A 21920-nucleotide genomic window follows, 5' to 3' on the forward strand; every position below is an offset into this window, starting at 1 on the left:
GTTGGGGGTGCGTTACGGCTTTGCCCCCATGCCATCAAGCAGAATTGACGCTGGCCGGGCAATCGTGACATGAAGCGCAAATGTTTCAGGCCTTCACCCGCTCCCTCGCCCAGCTTGGCGACCGCACCATATTGGCGATCCTGCTGAAGGTCATATTGCTGAGCCTCCTGTTGTTCGCGATTTTCGGGGTGGCGGCATATTTCGGGCTGGTTTGGCTATTTGCCTGGCTTGGCTGGAATGATGGCGGTTTTGCCGCCGCTGCTGCTGCCGCGATCATTGCCATACTGACCGGATTGTTGCTGTTCCGCATTGTCGCCATCTTTGTCCTCAATATCTTCTCGGATGATATTGTCGACGCCGTTGAACGCCGATATTATCCGGATCGGGCAGAGACTGCGAAACCGCCGGGCTATGTGCTCGGCATCAAAATGGGATTTGCTTCCGCTGGCCGCGCGCTCGGCTACAATATTCTCGCCGCGCCGCTCTACGCGGTGCTTCTTGTCACCGGTATCGGCGCGCCGATCGCCTTTTTCGCGGTCAACGCGATCTTGCTGGGGCGCGATCTTCAGGATATGGTTGCGGCTCGCCACTTCCCCGACTTTCAGAATCCCGACCGATCCTGGGCCTTGGGGAAAGTCGAGCGCTTCATCCTCGGATTGATCGCTGCACTGTTGCTCGCAATACCTTTCGTCAATTTCCTTGCGCCGCTTTTGGGAGCCGCTATGGCTACCCATCTGGTGCATCGGAAGAAGGAAAAATGATCCGCATGAATGCCAAATTCCTGATATTGCTCAGCCTGCCCGCTCTGGCCGCCTGTGCTTCCACGACGACCTCCCGAAACACCAGCCTGCCGGCAGCACCGGCTTCTCCGCTCCAGTCCGTAACCGGCCTGGATATCGTCATGGGCAAGTCATCGGGTCAGCTGATCCGCTTGTTCGGCGATCCCCAGCTGGATATTTCCGAACCGCCGGCCCGCAAGCTCCAGTTCGCCAGCGGCGCATGCATCCTCGATGCATATCTCTATCCGCCCAAAGACGGCGGCGAGGGTCGGGTCACCCATATTGATGCTCGCCGGAGCGATGGCGCTGCAGTTGACCGGGTCAGTTGCGTCAATGCCCTAAGGTTGCGCTAGCGCCAGCTGGTCAAGCGCCCAGCCGGCCGCCTCCCGTACCGCATCGTCACCATCGTTCAGGAGCGCCTGAACCGGCTCGACCAATGCTGCATCTCCGCTATTACCCGCGGCAATGAGCGCATTGCGCACCATCCGGTCGCGGCCGGAGCGTTTGATCGGCGATCCTGAAAAAACCCGGCGAAAACTGGCATCGTCGAGCGCCAGCAGATCAGCCAGGGCTGGAGCAGCCAGTTCCGCCCGTGGCAGAAAGGCCTTGTTGGCGGCTCCCGCTCGGGCGAATTTGTTCCACGGACAGACCGCCAGACAATCATCACAGCCATAGATATGATTACCCATCGCCTTGCGATACTGGTGCGGGATCGGCCCTTTGTGCTCGATCGTCAGATAGGAAATACAGGCCCTTGCATCGAGCTGATAGGGAGCAGGAAAAGCGCCCGTCGGACAAATATCCTGACAGGCCGAGCAGCTGCCGCAACTGTCTTTGCCCGGCTTCGAAGCTTCGAGTTCGAGAGTGGTATAAATTGCGCCCAGAAACAGCCAGCTGCCATGTTCGCGGCTGACAATATTGGTATGCTTGCCCTGCCACCCGATGCCGGCAGCCTCTGCCAGCGGTTTTTCCATCACCGGCGCGGTATCGACAAAGACCTTCACTTCACAGTCCGCTTGCTCGATCAGCCAGCGTGCGGTCCGCTTGAGCGCGCCTTTCACGACATCATGATAATCCTTGCCCTGCGCATAGACCGAAATGCGGCCGTGATCGGAAATATCTTCCAGCGCGAATGGATCCGTGCCCGGCGCATAGCTCATGCCCAGCATGATGATTGAACGGACATCAGGCCACAAACGGGTCGGGTCTGACCGTTCGTCAGCGCGGCTCTCCATCCAGATCATGTCGGCATGACCGCCTTCCGCAAGCCACTGTTTCAGACGCTGCCGCGTTATCGGTGCCAACCGGCCAGGAGCAATGCCGACCGCAGCAAAACCCTCTTCTCTGGCCCTTTTTTCAAGTGCTTTGTCTGCTGTTAACTTGTCATTCGGCATAGACTTTCCCTATCAAGCACTGTCGACAGATATGAAAGCCGTAAATGCACGCGCCACATTCTCAATATGCCATCGAAGCTCGCAATATCGTCAAGAGATTTGATGGCGAAGCCGCTGTCGACGGCATTGATCTGACGATCAGAAAAGGCAGTATTTTCGGGATATTGGGACCCAATGGAGCGGGCAAGACTACGACCTTGCGGATGCTCCTCGGGATCATCGACCCCGACGAGGGCGAGCGCTTCCTGCTCGGATCGCCGGAGCCGATTTCCATGGCCCATCAGGTCGGCTATCTGCCAGAAGAGCGCGGCCTTTACCAATCAATGAAAGCCTTTGACGCGATCGCCTTCATGGGCGCGCTACGCGGATTGCCGCTGGCAGAAGGCCGCAAGCGCGGTCGGGCGATGATGGAAGACCATGGTCTTGGCGATGCCGCCGACAAGCAGATCCGCCAGCTGTCCAAGGGCATGGCGCAAACGGTTCAATTGCTCGGCACATTGGTGCACGACCCCGATCTGATCATCCTTGACGAACCATTTTCCGGTCTCGACGCGCTCAATCAGGGCAAGCTGGAACGGCTGATCCGGGCCCAGGCCGACAAAGGCGTCACGATCATTTTCTCGACTCATGTCATCGCTCATGCCGAACGCTTGTGCGAGGAAATCGCGATCATTGCCGATGGCAAAATTTCCTTCAAAGGCAAGGTTTCGACCGCGCGCGACCGGCTGCGGCCGCAGGTGCATCTCGAGACCCGCAATCTCGACGGCCCCTGGCGCACGGCGATCCCCGCAGAATGCAAACCGCTGGGACATAATTGGCATTTCACCTTGCCGGAAAGCGGTGTCGAACCCTTGCTCCATGCACTGGTCGAAGGCGGCGCCGGGATTGAATCGCTTTCGATAGAACGCCCCGGCCTGCACGATGCCTTTGTCCAGATCGCCGGTGACGCGGCTGCCCGGAAAATGGAGGCCGATGCCGGGAACAACAACGGGGATGAAACCGCATGATCGAAACCATCCGCGCTGCCTTTGTCATCGCCCGCCGCGATTTCGCCGCGATCATATTTTCCAAATCTTTCTTTTTCTTTTTGCTGGGGCCGCTGTTTCCACTGGGAATCGGCATTGCCGCTGGCGGGCTTGGGTCGCAGGTTTCCCGGGACATTGATAATCCCGTCATCGGTATAGCCCTGAGTCCAGCAGAAACAGAAATGTTGCTAGCGGCGCGCACGCGGCTATCCGGCAGCCTTGGCTCCCAATCCTTACCCGATATGGTGGTTTTGGAAGATTTTTCAGGGGAAGAAGCCGACATCCTTGCGAAACTCGATAGCGAGAAATCGCTGAATGCGATCCTCTCCGGATCACTGGCCAAGCCAGTCCTGACCGGCTCGAAGCGGGACGTCGACAAGTGGCGCGGCAAGATTACGCTGCTCGTGGAGACCGCTTCGTCGCAGCTCGCCGAGGTGGAAATCGAGACAAGACTTGTCGGGCAGACCGGTAGCTCGAGCGAGCGCGGTCAGTTGCTGACGGCCCAGGCCGGCCAGGCGATCCTGATCCTGCTGACGATGATCCTCGCCGGCATGGTGCTGTCCAACCTCGTCGAGGAGAAGACCAACAAGATCATCGAAATTCTTGCCGCAGCCATCCCGATGGACGCGATATTCCTCGGCAAGCTTTTCGCGATGCTGGGCATGGCCCTCGTCGGAATAGCAGTATGGAGTACAGTCGGCTTTTCGATTGCTCTTCTGGTCGGCGGAAACTGGGCTGCCCTGCCTTCGCCTGCAGTCGGCTGGCCACTGTTCGGCCTGCTGATGATATTATATTTCTCAATGGCCTATCTCCTGCTGGGCTCGCTATTTCTCGGAATCGGCGCAATGGCGACCACCGTTCGCGAGGTACAGACACTCTCGATGCCGGTCACCATGGGTCAATTGCTGGTCTTTTTTCTCGCTTATTCCTCGATCACCAAATTGGGCGACCCAGCGGAATGGCTTGCGGTCCTCTTCCCGTTCAGTTCGCCGTTCGCGATGATCGCGCGTGCGGCCCAGATGGACAATATCTGGCAACACGGGCTGGCGCTGGTCTGGCAGGGGATCTTCACCATGATCATCATCCGCTTTTCGGTCATGCTTTTCCGCCGCAACGTGATGAAGTCCGGACAGGCCGCGCGAAAAAAGAGCCTGCTTGCCAGAGTCACCGGTAAATAATCTCCGGATTCAGGACATTTGCCGAAAAGGCATTGACATTACTGTCAATAGAGGCAGACTAAACAAGTTTTGAAACGCAACCGATTGCTGATACAAGCAACGGCAGGAGAGACCAATGGCATCCGTTCCACAAATCGACCTCGATAATCTTACCACGTCCCCCACCGCCGACGAGGCTCTGGAAGAATGGTACAAGCGCAATCCCCCGGTCGCAGACAGCGAAGCCAATCCCTGGGACGTCAGCCGGGCTGAACTGTACAGCAAGGACTTGTGGCGCAAGCCTTTTGCCGAAATGCGGGCAACCGCGCCGATCAACAAGGTTGAGGGCGGTGTCCACGGAGATTTCTGGAACATCACCACCTACAAGCCTATCCAGCATGTCGAGGCACTGCCGGACATCTATTCCTCCGATGTTTCCCATGGCGGCATCACCATTGCCGAGCCGGATTTCGACGACTCCGATTTTCAACTGCCGATGTTCATCGCCATGGACCGGCCCAAACATACCGGTCAGCGCCGCACGGTCGCCCCGGCTTTCACGCCAACCGAGATGAAACGGATGGAGGATGAAATCCGTCAACGCACGGGTGAAGTACTTGACAGCCTGCCTTGGGGTGAAAAATTTGATTGGGTAGACAAGGTTTCGATCGAACTCACTACTGGCATGCTTGCTATTCTTTTCGGCTTCCCATGGGAAGATCGCAGGCTGCTGACTTATTGGTCCGACTGGGCCGGCGATGTCGAACTGTCCTGCGCGGAAGATCTGACCGAGCAACGGCGGCATATTCTCTACGAAATGGGCGCCTATTTCACCAAGCTGTGGAATGAGCGGGTGGATGCGGAACCGACCCCTGACCTGATCTCGATGATGATCCATTCCGAGCATATGCGCGACATGGATCCGATGGAATTCATGGGCAATCTGGTGCTGCTGATCGTCGGTGGCAATGACACGACCCGCAACACCATGTCGGGCGTCGCCTATGGTCTGGGCCAGTTTCCCGAGGAACGGGAAAAGCTGCAGCAGAACCCCGATCTCATTCCCAATGCGGTGCAGGAAATCATCCGCTGGCAAACACCGCTCGCCCACATGCGACGCACCGCGTTGGAAGATCACGACCTGTTCGGCAACCAGATCAAGAAGGGCGACAAGGTCGTCCTCTGGTATATTTCCGCCAATCGCGACGAAGAAGTCTTTCCCGAAGCGGACAAGATCATTGTCGACCGCGACAATGCCAGACGCCATCTCGCATTCGGCTATGGCATCCACCGCTGTGTCGGCGCCCGGCTTGCCGAAATGCAGATCAGGATATTGCTCGAAGAAATGCACAAACGCCGGATGCAGGTTAACCCAACCGGCAAACATCGCCGCGTTCATGCCTGCTTCGTTCACGGGTTCCGCGAACTGGAAGTCGAGCTCTCGAAATATTGATCAGCTTCCATTCAGGCATTTTTCTGTAACCAAAATGCTCCCTGTTGCGAATAGATCAGGGATGTTGAGAAGGATTGCAGATGAAAACACTCGATCGGCGCACCGTCATATCCGGAACCCTAGTCGCTGCCGGTGCTTATGGCGCGATCAGCCTCTCGGGCTTGTTCAACGACGCTAACGCCCGGCCCGGCGGAACGTTCAAGATCAATCGAACGCCCGAAGAATGGAAACGGCGGCTAGGCCCGGCCCGTTACCGAATTTTGCGGCAAGCCGGTACCGAACGCGCTTATTCGAGCCCGCTCAACAAGGAGAAACGCAAGGGCGTATTTGCCTGTGCCGGATGCAATCTCGCAGTCTATGGATCAGACGCGAAATATGACAGCGGGACCGGCTGGCCAAGCTTTTGGAAACCGATAGCCCCGGATCGGATCGGGACATCGCGGGACCTGAAAATCGGTTATCCCCGCACCGAAGTTCATTGCGCGCGCTGTGGCGGACATCTCGGTCATATTTTCAATGATGGCCCCCGCCCGACCGGCAAGAGGCATTGTCTCAACGGACTCGCGCTCAAGTTTATCCCCGCTTAGGTTCGACGATCAGCTTTCCGGCGCTTCGACCTGCTGCCAGAATTCGAGCTTGATCCCGTCGCAATCGAGGATCCAGGCAAATTTGCCATAGCCTTCGTCAATCTGGCCGAGAATTTCGATGCCTTTGTCTTTGAGTTGCTCGACATAAGCGTCCAGATCGTCGACCCGGAGGTTGATCATGAACGAAGCCTCGCTCGGTTTCAGATAACCGCTGTCTTCGGCATAATGGCTGATCAGGCTGAACGGCCGGTCACTTTTGTCCTCCGCCCAGTTGAGCATCGGGCCATATTCTCCGTCCAGATTCAGAAATTCCTTATACCATTGACGTGTAGCCGCCGGGTCTTTCACCGTGTAAAAAACCCCTCCCAATCCGGTGACCGCTGCCATTCCATTCTCCATGGTTCTGATTTATTGCGACATTTTTATTTTTTACATAACAGCCTTTACATAGAGTTACTCAACTTTTTTGACCTTACCATCCAAATATCCAGATTGCTGTCCCGAATATGGACAGGCTTCAGCCAGTCCGGTTTTTGCCCGTCTACCAATTGTGCCCACAAGCCCTCCGGGTAGTTTTTCGCATATATGTTGAGTTCGGCTTCGTCGTAGCAGGCGACGATATAACGGATCGAATGCGCGTCCAGTATCCGGCGGGCCTCCTCGGGAGCCGATGTGAAAACCCTGATCTGATCAGCCATCGCCCTGTCGTTTCGATGGTGGCTTGTCGCGAGCACATTATGCGGAGTCAGCAGCAATATCCGCGGTCCGAAATTGAATGGAGCGACGATATTGGACTGCGGCAAACCATTGAGCCGTTCAAGTGAATCACCGTCACGGCACCCAGCGCCTTCGACCTTCCCGTCGCTCGTCTTGTCCTCTCCGGAGACTGCGTTGACGACAGCGATGGCGAGCGGCCCGGGCATGATCAGAAACACGACCGCCGCGGTTGCGAATATACGGGGCAGCGGACGTTTGACACCGCGTGCCTTTACAAATGCCTGATGCACGGCCCAAACCATGAGCGGTACGGCAAAGGCGGCGGCAACAGCGGTGGCGCGCTGTACAAACACCGAGAGCAGCAATGCCCAGAGAAACGCATAGCCGAGGATAAACAATTTCCCGCGATCAATTTGTTCAGGTTGCGACCGCACGATATAAATCAGACTGCCCAAACCGACAACGATCGCGCCGCCGAGCAATCCAACCATCGTCTTCCATTTCTGATACCAGATCGGCAAGCCTTCGAGGACATTGACCAGCCAATATTCGCGGACCAATGGATCGAGCGTATTGAATGCACCGCCCATGCACTGTGGAGCAAAAGCGTGGAGAACGGCCAGTCCGGCTACGGCGGCGACGGCGAGGCCGCCGGTCCGCACGGCCATATTGGCCGGGAGATATCTGATCGCCGGCAAAATGATCGCGGCAGCAGTGGTGCAGGCCCATAAATGCGCCGGAGAAATCGCGTCACAATAGTTGATTGCGCTGTCGAAGCTGCCCTGTGCGCCAAAATATAGCAGAAAACTGAATATCAGGAAGGACAAGAGCGTCCAGAACAGCCGAACTCCTTCTTCCGTCTGGAAGACCCATCGCCAGACCAGCAGCACGACAAATGCCGCCGACAGCGGCAATCCCTCCAGCGAAATCGAGAGCCAAAGCGCCAGGGCTGCACCCAGTGCAATTCCTGCCTTGCGATTGTCCGGCCAGAACATCGTCCACATTGCCGTCAGCGCAAGCACGATCTGCCAGCCATGGTGATCCACGCGCATCGGCCGAATCTGGGCAAGAATAGGGACCGCGGTCGCCAGAAGCGCAGCGGCCAGAAGCGCGAGATTGCGATCGAAAACCTCCTCGGTGATTTTCGTGACCAGCCACATCGTGATGCCCAGAGTGACCAATGGCACGACGACCATCGCCGCGATTTCCGCGTTCGTCACACCTAGCAGTGGCTTGAGCAACAGGAACACCGATGCCAGCGGCAGTTCGATCCAGCGCGGCCAGTGCATCGGCTGGCTGTCCGGCGCGCCGATGCGATATTGTGTGGTGTCGAACCAGCTCTGTCCGCTCAGCCAGTCCCGTAGTTGAACCATGCGAAGCTGATCGTCCGGATCCCAGCCGATACCCGTAATGATTTGGCTGTAGGTCACGGATATGAGTACCGCACAGACCGCGAGCCAGATCAGCAATAGTGGGATGTTACCGCGTAAACGTTCCAACAGATTTACCCCTCGGGCTGTGAGCCTTTGGCCTTCAGGTAAAGCCACGGAACCCGCTCTGGATCAAATTGTGAACGATGGTGCCGGTCATAGAACGGCGGCATGTGATCACCGACCAGCAATATGTCCGCCTCCGGAAAATCACGCGCCGTGATTTCCTTGATCAGCGCCTTGTCGATATCGTCAAAAATCGCGAACTGGCGGCAGATCATCGGATAGTCGCGGGCCAGTTCGGCCGACACTTGTTCGCAATTATCTACGTTGAGGTTCAGCTCGGTCGGAACCGGCAAATGGGTGTTCAGCGTCAGCCAATATTGAAAAACAGGCTGCTTCGCCCGCTTCAGGTTTTCGGCCAGCATTTTCGGCACCTGTCGGTCGCAGGCGCCGGCGAAAACTCCGCCGCACCATTCTGCGCCGCGTTCTTGGAGTTCTGCGGCAAATTCGCGCTTTTGAAAGCCGATTTTAGGATACCAGACATCCCGCTTGAAAAACGGGCCCTTGAAACTGTGCATTGCCTGCGTGACATAGCCTTTTTTGGCAAGTTGAGCGGGTAAGCAGTTCAATTTCTCGGGATCGGTGGTTTCGAGCAGTTCGTAATAATCACCCCAACGACCGCATAGTTCGCGCATTTCACCAGCCGTGGTGCTGTTATAATATTTGCTGTTGCCTTGGCTCACATGATAGCGCGCGTTGATCGCGCTATCATTATAGTAAGCGAACAGCTTGTCGGACATTGCCTGGTTCTCCCTGGGCAAGCCAAGCGATTCCACCATGATTATAACCAAATGGCGCTTGCCATCCGCGCGGGCGGCGAAACCGGATTTGCTGACGGCCGATTCAAAGGCCGTGCCTGCAGGGGCCGGTCGGAAATAATGGCCGCGCATTCCCTCGCCCACCGCCGCATCCGCTCCAACAAGCCCGAAGATCAACGCGCCGCCGAGCAGAATATGCAGCGGTTTGGAAAAGTTGGTGTCGCGCTTGAGCAGAAACCAGCTGCCGATCAGGATACCGATAATCACGATTGTTGCGGCAATATACTCGATCGAATTGCTCGGTTTGATCTCGGCAAAAAATTGCAGCGAATAGACCAGAGAATTCAGGGTCAGGTTGAACAGGCCCGATACAAACGAGAGGAGGGAAAAAATCATCACCCCGACGAAGGCAAGCCACTGCAAAGGGTGCGACATCCTCTTGGCGATCAGACCGGCAAATCCTGCCAGCGCGATAGGTAGCGCGCGCGGCGGCGCACCCACCATCCACATTGCCACGAAGGGAATATTGGCCAAGATGATCCAGACCAGAGCCCAGTTCATGAATTTTGCCAAATCCGGGGTGATCAGACGAGCGGGTGCAGGCGCTTCGATGGCATTGTCCATGTAGCTCACCGGAACACTCCGTATTTGCGGGTCAAATATACGCAGAAGAAACTGACGATCACGGCCGCCGCTTTCGCAATGACCGGAAGTGCGCCCGCTTCAACCAGCCAGCTCACGATGCTGACGGTTATCCCCAGCCCGAGCACCGCAGTTCCGAGGAAACCGATCCGCTGCAATTGCAGCGCCGCGCCGTCGCGCGCCTTGCCCGGAAAAACGAAACTGGAAGAAATCAGCCAGTGCACGACAATCCCCGCACTATAACCCGCCGCCGAAGCCCAGCCGGGGTCGAACAGGAAGGCAACCAGAACCATGAACAGGGCAACGTCAAAGGCCAGGCTGACGACGCTGGCCAGCAAATAGCGGGTAATCGAGAAACGGTTGAGCAGCGCCAGTGGAGCAGGCAGACTGCCCACCCAACCACCGACCGTCGACCGCCTGTCTGTACCGCTGCGTTCCATTTCAGGCAGCCCGTGACGCTGGTTTTTCTTCCTCGATCCGGGTCGGAACATCGCGCATGCTTTCGAGAGCGGCGGCACGGTCTTCACTGATTTCTTCGGCGACTATCGTCTGCGCGCCTTCGTCGCCCGCTTCGTGATATTCGGCGTCTTCGTTGACATTCCAGACGTTCCACTTGCGGGTGCCGGCCTCGATATTTTCCACTGTCAGCATCGCGGTCATCATCGCGTGATCCTGATTATTATAGCGGTGCATCCCGTTGCGGCCTACCATGTGCAGGGTCGGGAAGCGGCTTTCGAGATCATCGCGCATCGTAGCGACATTGTCTTCGTAGCTGTCATCATAGACCGGATAGGCTTTTTCCTGACGGACAACCGCGCCGCCGACGACATCTTCGGGCTTGCACAGGCCAAGGATCGCCATTTCCTTCTTGGCCAGTTCGACCAGATCTTCGTCGGACGACGACCATAGGCCGTCATTCTCGAAGCAGAAATATTCCAGCCCGACGCAGGCGATATTCTCGTCCGGCACCATTTCCGGTGACCAGCTCCGAAAATTCTGCACGCGGCCGACTTGCACCCGGTCATCATGGATATAGATCCAGTTGTCGGGGAACAGGTCTTCCGACTTGACCATGATCGCCACGGTCAGGAAATCGCGATATTTGAGATCCTGTGCTTCCGGCAGGCTTTGCGGCAGCGGATGAATCCGGGTCGCAAGCTCTCGCATCGGTGCGCTCGAAATCACGTGTTTCGCATTGATGATGGTCTCGCCGTCAGCGCTCGTCGCGCTCACGCGCCAGTTGCCGTCGGCATCCTGGGCGAGCTGCTTGAGGCTGTAACCCATCAGCACTTCATTGCCCTTGGCTTCGACATGGGCCTTGGCCGCATCCCACATCATGCCGGGGCCGAGGCGGGGATAGCGAAAGGTCTCGAGCAGGGTTTTGACTTCCTGTCCGTCATTGGGTTTCTTGTTGAGGCCGAGCGAGCGCTTCAGGCCATCGGTGACCGCGTTCCAGAGACTGAGGCCCTTGATCCGCTGCGCCGCCCAGTCCGCCGACATTTCATCACAAGGCATGCCCCAGACCTTCTCGGTGTAGGTCTTGAAGAAGATCGAATAGAGCTTGTAGCCGAACTGGTTGACGGTCCAGTCCTCGAAGCTCTTTACATTCCTGTTCGGGAAGACCTTGGCCTTGCCATAGCTTAGCATGCAAAGCGTCGAGCGCCAGATGCCGAGGTTCCACAGCGCTTCAAAGGCGCGCAGCGGGTAGCTGTAAAATTTGCCTTCATAATAGATGCGGCTCATCCGCGGTCGCTGAATGAAGTCGTCGGGCAGGATTTCGTTCCACAGATCGACCACTTCCTGGCTCTTGGAAAAGAAGCGATGTCCGCCAATGTCAAAACGAAAACCTTCATGCTCCACCGTCCGGCTGATCCCCCCGACATATTTGGGGTCTTTCTCGATAACGGTGACCTTGAGGCCCTTCTTGCTCAGCAAATAGGCAGCGGTCAGGCCAGCCGGCCCCGCGCCAATGATTGCCACATCTACCGGTGTGTCTGCGGGTTTTCCCTGCGTGGTCATAATTCTGGTCCCTGTCCATAAAGCGCCACTTGCAGACGCATTTCATGTTCCAGGAACCGGACTGAACGAAATTGGTTAGCAGATAGTTAATGGCAGGCCGAATTTTGCGGACGCAGGAAGCCGATCAATGGTCACTAATCGGCGGAACAGGCTGGGGTGGCGCATCCGCATCCGATTCGTGGACTTCAATACTGCCGCGCCCGACATGGCTCTTTCGATATCCATAAGCGAAATAGAGCAACAGCCCGAGACCTCCCCAGACCGGCAACACCAGCTTCGCTTCCAGCGGCAGGTTATAGAAAAGCCCCAGACAGCCGAAAATAGCCAACGGAGCAACGATCCAGACCAGTGGCGTACGAAACGGACGATGCCGGTCAGGATCGGTTCTGCGCAAGATAAGCACCGCGACGGCGACCATCAGAAAGGCGAACAAAGTTCCCGAATTCGAGATATCAGCCAGCTTCCCGACCGGCAGAAATGCCGCAAAGACCGAAACGGCAACGCCGGTTATGGCCGTCACGATATGGGGCGTTTTCCATTTCGGATGGATGGTCGCAAGCTTTTCCGGCAGCAGGCCATCGCGCGCCATGACGAAGAAAATCCGGGTCTGGCCGAACAGCATGATCAGGATCACCGAAGGCAGCGCAAGGAAGGCAGCGATGCCGATGACATTGCCCAGAGCAGGATGACCGATCGTCCGCAGGACAAAGGCCAGCGCTTCGTGGCTGCACACCAGCGGCTCTTTCCCGGCGGTCAGCAATGTCTGGCACTGTGCAGCAAATGCACTGCTTCCTGGAGCGAGCGTGTTACCCGCGGCGTCCACAATCGGTTGCGCGCCGACCGTGCCAATGGCCCCGGCCGCGACCAGCAGATAGAAAATGGTGCAGATGGCAAGACTGCCGATCAGACCGATGGGTACGTTCCGCTGAGGGTTCTTGGTCTCCTCCGCCGCAGTCGAGACCGCATCGAAACCGACATAGGCGAAGAAGATCGAAGCCGCAGCGCCAACCGCGCCGAAACCACGGCTTTCACCAAACCAGCCATTGGGCATGAAGGGATCGAAATTCTGCCCTTGCATCATCGGCAGGGTTAGCACGATGAACATGGTCAGCGCCGAAACCTTGATTGCGACCAGCACCGCGTTGACCTTGGCGCTTTCGCTGGTCCCGATCATCAGCAGAAAGGTAACCAGCAAAGCGATGATCAACGCCGGCAGGTTGATCAGCCCGCCCGGCGCATAACTGCCAATAGTCAGCGCCGTGGGCAAATGGATATCCGCATTGGCCAGCAGGCCGACAAAATAGCCCGACCAGCCGACCGAAACCGCGCTCGCCGCCACTGCATATTCCAGGATTAGCGCCCAGCCTACCATCCAGGCCAGCAGCTCGCCCATCACGGCATATGTATACGTGTAGGCCGAGCCCGACACCGGCACCATCGAGGCCAGTTCCGAATAGCAGAGCGCGGCAACCGCGCAGACCAGCCCGGCGATGACGAAGCTCCACATCATTCCCGGCCCGGCCTTCTGCGCCGCTTCTGAGGTCAGGACGAAAATGCCGGTCCCGATAATCGCTCCGACACCCAGCAAGGTGAGCTGAACCGGGCCGAGAGTGCGGGCTAGCGCCTTTTTCTCTGCTGTTGCCAAAATTGCGTCGAGGGGTTTGATACGTCCGAAAAAACTGAAAGCCATGCAGCGATCCTGTCCCGAAAAACTGCGCTTGGATTACGCCGATTTTTGCAATGCGCAAGAGGGATTCGGCAGGGATGTTCACAATTATTACGGGGGTAAATTTGGCTGGGTTTTTCGGCGGTTGGGCCGACAGCTTCCTCTTCTTTTCCAGGGAAGACAGGCGTGGAATAGCCCGCTGAACTCAGAAAAGTTCCAGTTCGTTATTCTTCAGCCAATTCGCCTAACAGATCCTCCGGCAACACCGGTTCGCTCAGCAACCGCTCCATCGCCTTCCAGCGCCACACCGGCGCGTCGCCCTGGGCTTCGATCCAGTCGCGGACCATTTCCATGCCGAGGCCATAGTTGATCACATAGCTGCGATATTGTTCGTTGAAGTCGGTCATCTGCGCCGCGCGTTCTGCCGAGACCAGCTGATATTTCTGATTGAGGGCAATCGCCTGATCGCGAGTGATTTCACCATCCAGATATTGCTGTGCAATCGTCATCCGCGCGCCGCTCAATGCCTGTTTGGCGATCTGCAGCGCCCAATAGGCCGCCGCCGTGTCGGGATTTAGGCCGGCGAGCGGGTAAAGCACGTCGCGCTCGTAATCCAGCCGCTCCTGCCCGCTGAACGCCAGCTCGATACCATAATTGGCCGAGCCCTCGGCGATCAGGCTTTGCGGTGAATAGAGCGGATAGACGGAGAATTCCTGCCAGCCGCGGCCATTGGTCAGATTGCGCTCGAGCAGCATATTAAAGACATGATGGCCGGGATAGCCTTCGTGACAACCGAGATCGACCGCGCGGCCGATGAAGATCGGCAGGTCGGTGTTGATCTGGATCAGGCTCTGATAATTGCCCTGATAATAATTATACCCGCTCCAGCTTTTTCCGGTCACGAACTCCATCTTGAAATTCTCGCCGGCGGGCAGATCGAAATAGGCTGCGGTCCGTGCCTTGCACTCGGCGATCGCGGTGTCGAACACATTCTTCAGCCGGTCTTTGGGGATGATATAATCATTTTCAAAAGCCGCCACGCGCTTGCTCAGCGGCCCTTCGCCGGGGACTATATTCTCGATCTCCTCGAGGACGGGATCAAATTCGGCCAGCGGCCTGAGCTCCGGCGTCACTCCGAACAAGCCCTTGGCTTCCTTGGCAAATGGAAAGACCTCGTCCTGCATCATCGCATGGCGGGTGAGCGCGGCTTCGAGCTGGGCGGAGAGGAAGCGCTTGCGGGCCTCGAGCAGCGGATCATCGCTGGTGGCGAGCGCGTCAAGCCGGAGCATCAGATCGACAATCGCATTGCCCAGTTCGCGCATATCGCGCGGATCGTTCTTGGCCGCTTCCGCCCATTTCGGCGGGCCATAATATGCATCAACATAGCCGGCTTCCTTTTCGCCGAGAGCAAGCGTAAGCTTCACATAGTCAGCGGCGATATCGCCAAGTTCATTCGCTGCTTTCAGGCCGATCGTGTCGGTGACAACGGGGGCAGGCAATGGCTCGACAGCCGGCGCACAGGCCGAGATAGCCAGACAGGCAGCGGCAACAAGCCCGGTGTTTTTCACAGAGCGTCTTTCAGCTTCTGCGCTTCGCTATTCGGCAATGCCTCGAGCAGCTCCTCGGCTTCATCCTCGTCCAGCGATTCCAGATGCCGTCCCTGCGGCGCAAAGCGCAGGACACAGAAACCGACGACCGCGGAAAGCAGAGATCCGCCGAGCACGCCGATCTTGGCCTCCTCGATAAGGAGCTCATTGCCCGGGAAGGCCAGTGCCCCGATGAACAGGCTCATCGTGAAACCGATGCCGCAGAGCATCGCGACCCCATAGACCTGCAGCCAGCTCGCGCCGCCCAGCCGTCCGGCGAAGCCGGTTTTGACCGAAATCCAGACGCTGGCGAAAATCGCGATCTGCTTGCCGAAGAACAGGCCGGCAGCGATACCCAATGGCAAAGGTGCGAAAATCTGGTCCATGCCGATGCCCTGAAGCGAGACGCCGGCATTGGCAAAGCCGAATACCGGCACGATCAGGAATGCGCTCCACGGCGAAATCGCGTGTTCGAGCCGGTGAAGCGGAGAATTTTCGGCATCCGGCGAGGTCGGCGTGACCACGATCGGGATGACCATCGCCGCCAATACGCCGGCTATCGTCGCATGGACGCCGGACATCAACACCGCATACCAGAGCAATGCAGCGAAAATCAGATAGGGCCAGAGCTTGAGTACGCCGTTGCGGTTCATCGTGTACATGATCGCCAGTATCGCCGCGCTGGCGAGGAGGGCAGCGCCGTTGATCTCCGCAGTATAGACCAGAGCGATAATCGCCACTGCGCCCATGTCGTCGACGATCGCGACGGTAACCAGAAACAATTTGAGCGAAGTCGGCGCGCGCGGTCCGAGCAGGGCCAGCACGCCGATTGCAAAGGCAATATCGGTCGCCGCCGGTATCGCCCAGCCGTTGTAGAGTGCGGGAAAATCCTTGACGATGACCAGATAGATCAGCGCCGGAACCGCCATCCCGGCCGCAGCAGCGACCACCGGCAGACGTCGGCGATCCCAGCTATTGAGCCGGCCGTCGACAAATTCCCGCTTGATTTCCAGTCCGACGAGCAGGAAGAAGATCGCCATCAACCCGTCATTGATCCACAAATGCGGGGTCATGGGACCCAGTTTTGCAGAAAGGACCGGCCCCTTAATTTCATGCAGGAAATGATGGTACATTTCATAAAGCGGGCTGTTGGCCACCACCATCGCCAGCGCGGCGGAAAACATCAGCAATATGCCGCCCGCTGCTTCACTTTTCAGGAAGTCTCTAAGCGCTGAATTTCTACCTGAACGTGGCAATATTTCTTCTCCCTCGGGGACGTCTATTCCGGATTTTTGATCGGCCAGAGTCATGCGCAGACCCGTTCATAAAATCAAGACTTGTGTGAAACGAAATTGGCCCTAGCCCGCGATCTGATCGCGAATATCGGCGGCGATGGCATAGCTTTTTTCGCGGGCAGCCTGATCGAAGATCGACCCCGCTATGATCAACTCGTCGGCGCCGGTGCGTTCGATGAACCGCTCGATACCCTGCTTCACTTCATCCGGCGATCCGACGGCGCTACCCTGAAGCGTCTGCTCGAGGATGGCCTGGGCCTGAGGCGGCAGGCTTTCGCGATAGCCTTCAACCGGCGGTGGCAGCTTGCCCGGATTGCCGGTGCGCAGCGCGACAAAGCTCTGCAGCATCGAAGTGGCATGAAACTCCGCTTCCTCGCTGCTATCTGCGGCAAAGATGTTGAAACCGCAGATCACATATGGCTCGGCAAGCTGTTCTGACGGCTTGAAGTCACGCCGGTAAATTGTCAGTGCATCATCGAGCATCTGCGGCGCGAAATGGGATGCGAAGGCGTAAGGCAGGCCGAGAGCCGCTGCGAGTTGCGCGCCGAACAGGCTGCTGCCCAATATATATAGCGGAATATTCGTCCCCTGTCCCGGCGTCGCCTTGATGCCGAGCCTGTCATCCCCCGCGAGAAAGGCCTGCAACTCCAAGACATCACGCGGGAATTCATTCGCGTCGCTAGTCAGATTGCGGCGCAACGCCTGGGCTGTACGCTGATCGGAACCGGGCGCGCGACCGAGGCCCAGATCGACCCGTCCCGGATAGAGCGCTTCGAGCGTCCCGAATTGCTCGGCAATCACCATCGGCGCGTGGTTAGGCAGCATTATCCCGCCGGCACCAATCCGGATCGATTTGGTCCCCTGCCCGATATGCGCCAGAGCCACCGCCGTTGCTGCGCTGGCAATGCCTTCCATTCCGTGATGCTCCGCCATCCAGAACCGTTCGTAACCGAGAGCCTCGCCGTGTTGCGCGAGCGCCAGCGACCGGTCGAGTGCGCCTCTGACATCACCTCCCTGCAACACCGAGGAAAGATCGAGAATCGAGAATTTCAATTTGCCTGACATTTTCCGGTCTTGCTCCTGAGGTTTCAAACGAGGTCTATAGCTTCTTGAATCAACTGTCTGGGACTATTCTGGCCCACCTGGAATAGCCACCTTGAATTGAGAACCGACCAGATGTAAACTGATGTAAAGGGTCGATTTTGAGCTAATGATTCGGAATACTCTATGACCAGAGGAGCAGTGCGAACATAGATAGAAGGAATCTAACTGTGCAAACACCCATCGGTTTGGCGCTCGTAATCAGTCTTTACATGCTATTGTCGTTTTTATTTACAGCCCTGCTAGTCCGCAAGACCAACCAATCCTCTGCATCGAGGCTTGTGCTGAAACATTTCTATATTTTTCCTCTTGTCCCGCCCGCAACAATCGGTTTGCTAATGGTAAAGACGGGAGGGTGGATGATCAATGTCCCGATGCAAGGGCTGAGATCGCTGTTCGAAAAACTGTCCGGCAGAAAAACCCTCCGCAAAAAAAGATATAACCTTTATCACTATAGACGTTGACGTGACGGGAGACTCCCCGCTGCTAATTGATGTCAACGGTTCAACCGGCCAGCCACCTTGATCGCATAGCCTCCCGGAACGTTGCGGAAGCCCAGCGTCGGCAATAGCAATGTCCATGCACGGTCGCTACCCGACAGGAACAGCCGTGCGGTATAGAAGCCGTTGCCTTCGAGTTTCAGCGTCAACTGCTCCATGCCGGAACCGCTTTGCAGCGGCAGCACAAGCGCGCCGTCCTGACATTGTGCATTGCCTAGCAAGCCCTGCTTGAGGTCGAGTCCCGGAATATTCCCATCCAGCGACACCCGCACCTGGCCACTCGCCGACTGGCATCGACCTCCGGCAAAGCTGATGCTAACCCCGCGCAGGTCGATATCCGAGGCTGGCAGCGGCGCCAGTTGGCGGCCAACGCCAAGTACCGTTGTGACATCCTGCACCAGCAGGCTTTTGCCCGCCTTGCCGACAGTCGCGACCAGTCCGTCATCGCCGGGAGTCGCCGGTCGCTCCAGATCCATCAGCAACCTTCCCGTGAGCAGCGGCAGGAACCGGACCCCGGCGTCTAGATCGCCGAGCGGAAACGGCCCAATCTGCGCGCCCTCGATCCGTCCGTTCCAGACCGATCCGGAGATGGCCTTCGCCGAGAAGCGCGAACCTTCCAGCCCGGCCACACCCACAGCAAGCCTCAGCGGCAAAAAAAATAGAGCCACGGCGATTACCGCCAACAGGATCAGAACATAGGTCAATGCGCGGGGCACCTGCTTTCCTTCGGTTCAGAGTTCGGGAGAAAATTGTGCGAAATAGGTGAAGATATCCTCTTCCGTGCGGCTCGCGGCATTGCGCCATTTCGGTGCTGACCTGCGGTTGAGCAACGCCCCGTCCGCCGACAGCACCAGAACCGTCGGCGTACCCTTGATCGCTTTCACACCAAAGCGCTTCGCGATATCGATATTCCGGTCCTTGTAGCCGACATCGACATAGACAATTTCATATTTGGGCTTCAGCATCGCGTCGAAACGCGGCTCGGCGAACCATCCCGCCAGTCCGCGGCTGTCATGGCACCAGTTGGCCCCCATCACGGCAATCACCCGCTTTTCGGCAATTTGGGCACGCGCCAGCGCCGCATCGATCAGCGCCGAGGCGTCTGCTTCCTGATCGAACGGCCGGGCTTCGGGGTGATCACCACCATGCGGTTCTGCCGACACGGCAGACAGGGGAACAAGGGCCAGACCGGCCAGAGCAAGCAGCAAGAATCTCATCCACCGGCTATTACACTTCCAGCGGCGTGAGGGAACAGGCTTTTGTCAGGCCAAGCCCGCGTTTCATCGCGGGAAAGGCGCGCACCATTGCAGCAGCCATCGCCAGCTCGAAACGGACATCACGGCCATATTGCGCCTCGATCCGGTCACCGAGTTCAAAGGCATCGATCGACTGCAAGCCAATCGCCCGGCCGAATTGCAGCGCCAGCGCCTCGTCTTCCGGCATATCCGGATCGCCTCTCAGCCAGCGATTGACCGTTTCCCGCGGCACATTGTCGAACAGCGCCCATTGCGCCGAACTCAGCGCACAGGGACCGCAATCCTCGACCATATTGGCGCCCAGGCGCGCCGCGTGGCAAAGATGCGCGGGAGCGGCATGGCGATGCAGGGACGCGGGCAGGAAATGGGCGAATTTTTCAAATGCACGACCGGGCGCGGCAGCGATTTCCTCAAGATATTGCTTTTCGCTCTCATCGGCTCCCGCTGTCGAGGCCTTGAGCAATAGCGGTTTTGGAATACCCGCTGGCGCCACGCGCTGACGGACAAACAAGATGCCAAGCGCCAGGAACACCAGCAGTGGCGGCCCCAGCACACCGGGCGCATCGGCGACAAAGGCGTCGGGCGAGCAGATCCCGACCGAGACTTCGTAAATATGCAGAACCCCGTGCAGCGACAGCCATAATGCGCCCGCAAAAGCGGCGAGCCAGCGCATGTGGATATTGATGCTCGCGTAAAGCAGGATGACCCCGCAGGCCGCATAGGCAATCCCGATATCGCGGATGAAATGCTGGTTCGGCGGTCCGGTGGTGATCACCGTTGGGATGGCGACATACCAGTCGAGCGGCCAAATGATCATGAACAGGCCAAACAACAAAGCGAACAGGCCCACACCCAGCACCAACATCTGCGCCACGCGGTCGAGCAAGTCGGGTTTTCCCATCAGCATGCAATTTTGTCCTTCAAATCAACCCGAGTCCATGTTATTCGGATATATATTGTCCGAATTAAACAGAGAGTCAAATCTTGCAGATTTCCAAAGGGGTTGAGTGGGCCGCCCATGCCGCGGTGATGATGATCGCATTGCCGGAAGGCCGCGGCCTGAAAGCCGAAGCGCTCGCCCGCTATCACGACGTGCCCACCGCCTATATGGCGAAGCAGTTGCAGGCGCTCAGCAAGGCCGGGATCGCGCAATCCTCGCGCGGCGCCCATGGCGGCTACCGGCTGGCAAAGCCCGCCACCGGCATCTCGCTCTGGGATATCACCGCGGCGATCGAAGGCCATGCCCCCGCTTTCCGTTGCACCGAAATCCGGCAGAACGGGCCCTGTGGCCTGAAGCGAAAGGACTGCAGGAACCCCTGCCAAATTGCTTCGGCTTTCGCTGTCGCCGAGCGCGCGTTTCGGGACAGTTTGAAGACAGTCACACTCGTGGATCTGGCGGCGCAGGTTTTACAGAATGCCCGGCCCGAGCAGCTGTCGGATGTCGGCAACTGGCTGGAGAGCGAGACCATGCCGCTAAGCGACACAAGCTGATTGCCCGCCTTGCCCGCTAGCCGCGCAGATGCGCAGCGAAAAAGGCCAGCGTCCGTTTCCACGACAATCTCGCCGCTTCCTCGTCATAGCGCGGCGTCGTGTCATTGTGGAAACCGTGGTTCACATCGGGATAGAAATGGACGCTATATTCTTTCTGATGCTCCGACAATGCGGCTTCATAGGCCGGCCAGCCGGCGTTGATCCGTTCGTCATTGCCGGCATGATGGATCATCAGCGGCGCTTCGATCGCTGGGACATCCGCCGCGTCCGGCTGGCGTCCGTAATAGGGTACCGATGCGGCCAGATCGGGATAGGCCACGGCCAGCGCATTACAGACGCCACCGCCATAGCAGAAACCGACCGCGCCCACCTTGCCGGTCGATCCGTCATGATCGCGCAGAAATTCAAAAGCGGCGAAGAAATCTTCCATCAGTTTCGCGCCGTCGAGCGTCCGCTGCATCGTCCGCCCGTCGTCATCATTGCCGGGATAGCCGCCCAGCGGGGACAGGCCGTCGGGCGCCAGCGCCAGATAACCGGCCTTGGCCACCCGCCGCGCGACATCCTCGATATAGGGGTTGAGCCCGCGATTTTCGTGGATCACCAGAACCGCAGGCAGCTTATCAGTCGCCCCCGCCGGCTTGGCCATCAGCGCGTTGATTGTGCCATGGCCTTCGGGGCTGTCATAGCTGATCCGCTCGGCAATGATCGCCGGATCATCCGGCTCGACCTGCGCCGCCCAGGCATAATTGGGCTGCAATTGATCAAGGATCATCGCCCCGGTCACTCCGGCGGCGGCAAATTTCCCGGCCTGCTTGATAAAATCGCGCTTCGAGATCACGCCATGGACATAACCGTCGAATATCTCGAGAATATGAGGGTGGAAGTCGGTTGCGCGTTTGCGGGTCGGGGTCATGATGGATCATCCGTCAGCTAAAATTGGCAGAATTGCTCTTTAGCACAAAATGAACTTCTCGTAATCCCGTTCGTGCTGAGCCTGTCGA

The 21920-nt window shown here is 57.8% G+C and carries 21 protein-coding genes; 7 read left to right on the forward strand and 14 right to left on the reverse strand.

All coding sequences use genetic code 11. From position 1 onward, the window contains the following. The first annotated feature begins 80 nt into the window (after nucleotides 1–80). Both HUO14_RS14655 and HUO14_RS14660 read left to right on the forward strand, forming a co-directional pair. A complete protein-coding gene (locus HUO14_RS14655) occupies nucleotides 81–761 on the forward strand; it encodes an EI24 domain-containing protein (protein WP_176280598.1) in 681 nt (226 codons plus the stop codon). 5 nt (nucleotides 762–766) lie between these two features. Beyond that, the gene (locus HUO14_RS14660) at nucleotides 767–1132 is read left to right on the forward strand and encodes a hypothetical protein (RefSeq protein ID WP_176280599.1); all 366 of its coding nucleotides are present in this window, start codon (nucleotides 767–769) and stop codon (nucleotides 1130–1132) included. Here the strand turns inward: HUO14_RS14660 and queG are convergent. Then, nucleotides 1118–2173 carry a tRNA epoxyqueuosine(34) reductase QueG gene (queG, locus tag HUO14_RS14665; RefSeq protein WP_176280600.1) on the reverse strand — a complete coding sequence of 352 codons (1056 nt, stop codon included), beginning with the start codon at nucleotides 2171–2173 and terminating at the stop codon, nucleotides 1118–1120. The two genes, HUO14_RS14660 and queG, sit on opposite strands and share 15 nt — an antisense overlap. 44 nt (nucleotides 2174–2217) lie before the next feature. Here queG and HUO14_RS14670 point away from each other — a divergent pair, with 44 nt between their 5' ends. The 4 genes from HUO14_RS14670 to msrB all read left to right on the forward strand — a co-directional run bounded on the left by HUO14_RS14670 (nucleotide 2218) and on the right by msrB (nucleotide 6395). After that, the gene (locus HUO14_RS14670; RefSeq protein ID WP_176280601.1) at nucleotides 2218–3180 is read left to right on the forward strand and encodes an ABC transporter ATP-binding protein; all 963 of its coding nucleotides are present in this window, start codon (nucleotides 2218–2220) and stop codon (nucleotides 3178–3180) included. Further along, nucleotides 3177–4376 carry an ABC transporter permease gene (locus HUO14_RS14675; protein ID WP_176280602.1) on the forward strand — a complete coding sequence of 400 codons (1200 nt, stop codon included), beginning with the start codon at nucleotides 3177–3179 and terminating at the stop codon, nucleotides 4374–4376. The genes HUO14_RS14670 and HUO14_RS14675 overlap by 4 nt, the downstream gene beginning before the upstream one ends. 115 nt (nucleotides 4377–4491) lie before the next feature. After that, nucleotides 4492–5808, forward strand: coding sequence for a cytochrome P450 (locus HUO14_RS14680; protein WP_176280603.1), 1317 nt, complete (start codon nucleotides 4492–4494; stop codon nucleotides 5806–5808). Nucleotides 5809–5888: 80 nt separating this feature from the next. Continuing rightward, nucleotides 5889–6395 (forward strand): peptide-methionine (R)-S-oxide reductase MsrB, encoded by a 507-nt coding sequence (gene msrB, locus HUO14_RS14685; protein ID WP_176280604.1) that lies wholly within the window; start codon nucleotides 5889–5891, stop codon nucleotides 6393–6395. Between the two features lie 9 nt (nucleotides 6396–6404). Here the strand turns inward: msrB and HUO14_RS14690 are convergent, their stop codons facing one another. The 12 genes from HUO14_RS14690 to HUO14_RS14745 all read right to left on the reverse strand — a co-directional run bounded on the left by HUO14_RS14690 (nucleotide 6405) and on the right by HUO14_RS14745 (nucleotide 20335). Next, nucleotides 6405–6782 (reverse strand): VOC family protein, encoded by a 378-nt coding sequence (locus HUO14_RS14690; protein ID WP_176280605.1) that lies wholly within the window; start codon nucleotides 6780–6782, stop codon nucleotides 6405–6407. Nucleotides 6783–6838: 56 nt separating this feature from the next. Next, the gene (locus HUO14_RS14695) at nucleotides 6839–8611 is read right to left on the reverse strand and encodes a hypothetical protein (RefSeq protein ID WP_176280606.1); all 1773 of its coding nucleotides are present in this window, start codon (nucleotides 8609–8611) and stop codon (nucleotides 6839–6841) included. A gap of 5 nt (nucleotides 8612–8616) precedes the next feature. Next, nucleotides 8617–9987: a sulfatase-like hydrolase/transferase gene (locus HUO14_RS14700; RefSeq protein ID WP_246255732.1), complete on the reverse strand. Its 1371-nt coding sequence runs from the start codon at nucleotides 9985–9987 to the stop codon at nucleotides 8617–8619. 5 nt (nucleotides 9988–9992) lie between these two features. Beyond that, entirely contained in the window at nucleotides 9993–10445 is a 453-nt protein-coding gene (locus tag HUO14_RS14705) for a GtrA family protein (RefSeq protein ID WP_176280608.1), read from the reverse strand. Nucleotide 10446: 1 nt separating this feature from the next. Continuing rightward, complete coding sequence (locus HUO14_RS14710) at nucleotides 10447–12024, reverse strand: NAD(P)/FAD-dependent oxidoreductase (RefSeq protein WP_176280609.1); 1578 nt, start codon at nucleotides 12022–12024, stop codon at nucleotides 10447–10449. A gap of 124 nt (nucleotides 12025–12148) precedes the next feature. After that, nucleotides 12149–13714, reverse strand: coding sequence for an amino acid permease (locus HUO14_RS14715; protein ID WP_176280610.1), 1566 nt, complete (start codon nucleotides 13712–13714; stop codon nucleotides 12149–12151). Between the two features lie 200 nt (nucleotides 13715–13914). After that, nucleotides 13915–15258: a hypothetical protein gene (locus HUO14_RS14720; RefSeq protein WP_343046112.1), complete on the reverse strand. Its 1344-nt coding sequence runs from the start codon at nucleotides 15256–15258 to the stop codon at nucleotides 13915–13917. Next, entirely contained in the window at nucleotides 15255–16586 is a 1332-nt protein-coding gene (gene nhaA, locus HUO14_RS14725) for a Na+/H+ antiporter NhaA (RefSeq protein ID WP_176280611.1), read from the reverse strand. Before nhaA ends, HUO14_RS14720 begins: the two co-directional genes overlap by 4 nt. Nucleotides 16587–16634: 48 nt before the next feature. Beyond that, nucleotides 16635–17636, reverse strand: a complete 1002-nt coding sequence (locus tag HUO14_RS14730) for an LLM class flavin-dependent oxidoreductase (RefSeq protein ID WP_176280612.1) — start codon at nucleotides 17634–17636, stop codon at nucleotides 16635–16637. A gap of 532 nt (nucleotides 17637–18168) precedes the next feature. After that, the gene (gene gspN, locus HUO14_RS14735) at nucleotides 18169–18888 is read right to left on the reverse strand and encodes a type II secretion system protein N (RefSeq protein ID WP_176280613.1); all 720 of its coding nucleotides are present in this window, start codon (nucleotides 18886–18888) and stop codon (nucleotides 18169–18171) included. A 15-nt stretch (nucleotides 18889–18903) separates the two neighbouring features. Further along, nucleotides 18904–19389 (reverse strand): thioredoxin family protein, encoded by a 486-nt coding sequence (locus HUO14_RS14740; RefSeq protein WP_176280614.1) that lies wholly within the window; start codon nucleotides 19387–19389, stop codon nucleotides 18904–18906. Between the two features lie 10 nt (nucleotides 19390–19399). Next, nucleotides 19400–20335, reverse strand: a complete 936-nt coding sequence (locus HUO14_RS14745) for a hypothetical protein (protein ID WP_176280615.1) — start codon at nucleotides 20333–20335, stop codon at nucleotides 19400–19402. 77 nt (nucleotides 20336–20412) lie between these two features. Here HUO14_RS14745 and HUO14_RS14750 point away from each other — a divergent pair, with 77 nt between their 5' ends. Next, nucleotides 20413–20919, forward strand: coding sequence for an RrF2 family transcriptional regulator (locus HUO14_RS14750; protein WP_217908040.1), 507 nt, complete (start codon nucleotides 20413–20415; stop codon nucleotides 20917–20919). A gap of 16 nt (nucleotides 20920–20935) precedes the next feature. On the opposite strand, the gene yghX is transcribed toward HUO14_RS14750, so the two are convergent. Beyond that, nucleotides 20936–21832, reverse strand: a complete 897-nt coding sequence (yghX, locus tag HUO14_RS14755; RefSeq protein ID WP_176280616.1) for a YghX family hydrolase — start codon at nucleotides 21830–21832, stop codon at nucleotides 20936–20938. Between the last annotated feature and the right edge of the window lie 88 nt (nucleotides 21833–21920).

Source organism: Parasphingorhabdus flavimaris, assembly GCF_013371215.1.
GTDB lineage: Bacteria > Pseudomonadota > Alphaproteobacteria > Sphingomonadales > Sphingomonadaceae > Parasphingorhabdus > Parasphingorhabdus flavimaris.

Bases quoted from the DNA above. Each gene is read 5' to 3' on its own strand.
- HUO14_RS14655 (WP_176280598.1), top strand. From the start codon at position 81: ATGTTTCAGGCCTTCACCCGCTCCCTCGCCCAGCTTGGCGACCGCACC.
- HUO14_RS14660 (WP_176280599.1), top strand. From the start codon at position 767: ATGAATGCCAAATTCCTGATATTGCTCAGCCTGCCCGCTCTGGCCGCC.
- queG (WP_176280600.1), bottom strand. From the start codon at position 2,173: ATGCCGAATGACAAGTTAACAGCAGACAAAGCACTTGAAAAAAGGGCC.
- HUO14_RS14670 (WP_176280601.1), top strand. From the start codon at position 2,218: ATGCACGCGCCACATTCTCAATATGCCATCGAAGCTCGCAATATCGTC.
- HUO14_RS14675 (WP_176280602.1), top strand. From the start codon at position 3,177: ATGATCGAAACCATCCGCGCTGCCTTTGTCATCGCCCGCCGCGATTTC.
- HUO14_RS14680 (WP_176280603.1), top strand. From the start codon at position 4,492: ATGGCATCCGTTCCACAAATCGACCTCGATAATCTTACCACGTCCCCC.
- msrB (WP_176280604.1), top strand. From the start codon at position 5,889: ATGAAAACACTCGATCGGCGCACCGTCATATCCGGAACCCTAGTCGCT.
- HUO14_RS14690 (WP_176280605.1), bottom strand. From the start codon at position 6,782: ATGGCAGCGGTCACCGGATTGGGAGGGGTTTTTTACACGGTGAAAGAC.
- HUO14_RS14700 (WP_246255732.1), bottom strand. From the start codon at position 9,987: ATGGACAATGCCATCGAAGCGCCTGCACCCGCTCGTCTGATCACCCCG.
- HUO14_RS14705 (WP_176280608.1), bottom strand. From the start codon at position 10,445: ATGGAACGCAGCGGTACAGACAGGCGGTCGACGGTCGGTGGTTGGGTG.
- HUO14_RS14710 (WP_176280609.1), bottom strand. From the start codon at position 12,024: ATGACCACGCAGGGAAAACCCGCAGACACACCGGTAGATGTGGCAATC.
- HUO14_RS14715 (WP_176280610.1), bottom strand. From the start codon at position 13,714: ATGGCTTTCAGTTTTTTCGGACGTATCAAACCCCTCGACGCAATTTTG.
- nhaA (WP_176280611.1), bottom strand. From the start codon at position 16,586: ATGACTCTGGCCGATCAAAAATCCGGAATAGACGTCCCCGAGGGAGAA.
- HUO14_RS14730 (WP_176280612.1), bottom strand. From the start codon at position 17,636: ATGTCAGGCAAATTGAAATTCTCGATTCTCGATCTTTCCTCGGTGTTG.
- HUO14_RS14740 (WP_176280614.1), bottom strand. From the start codon at position 19,389: ATGAGATTCTTGCTGCTTGCTCTGGCCGGTCTGGCCCTTGTTCCCCTG.
- HUO14_RS14745 (WP_176280615.1), bottom strand. From the start codon at position 20,335: ATGCTGATGGGAAAACCCGACTTGCTCGACCGCGTGGCGCAGATGTTG.
- yghX (WP_176280616.1), bottom strand. From the start codon at position 21,832: ATGACCCCGACCCGCAAACGCGCAACCGACTTCCACCCTCATATTCTC.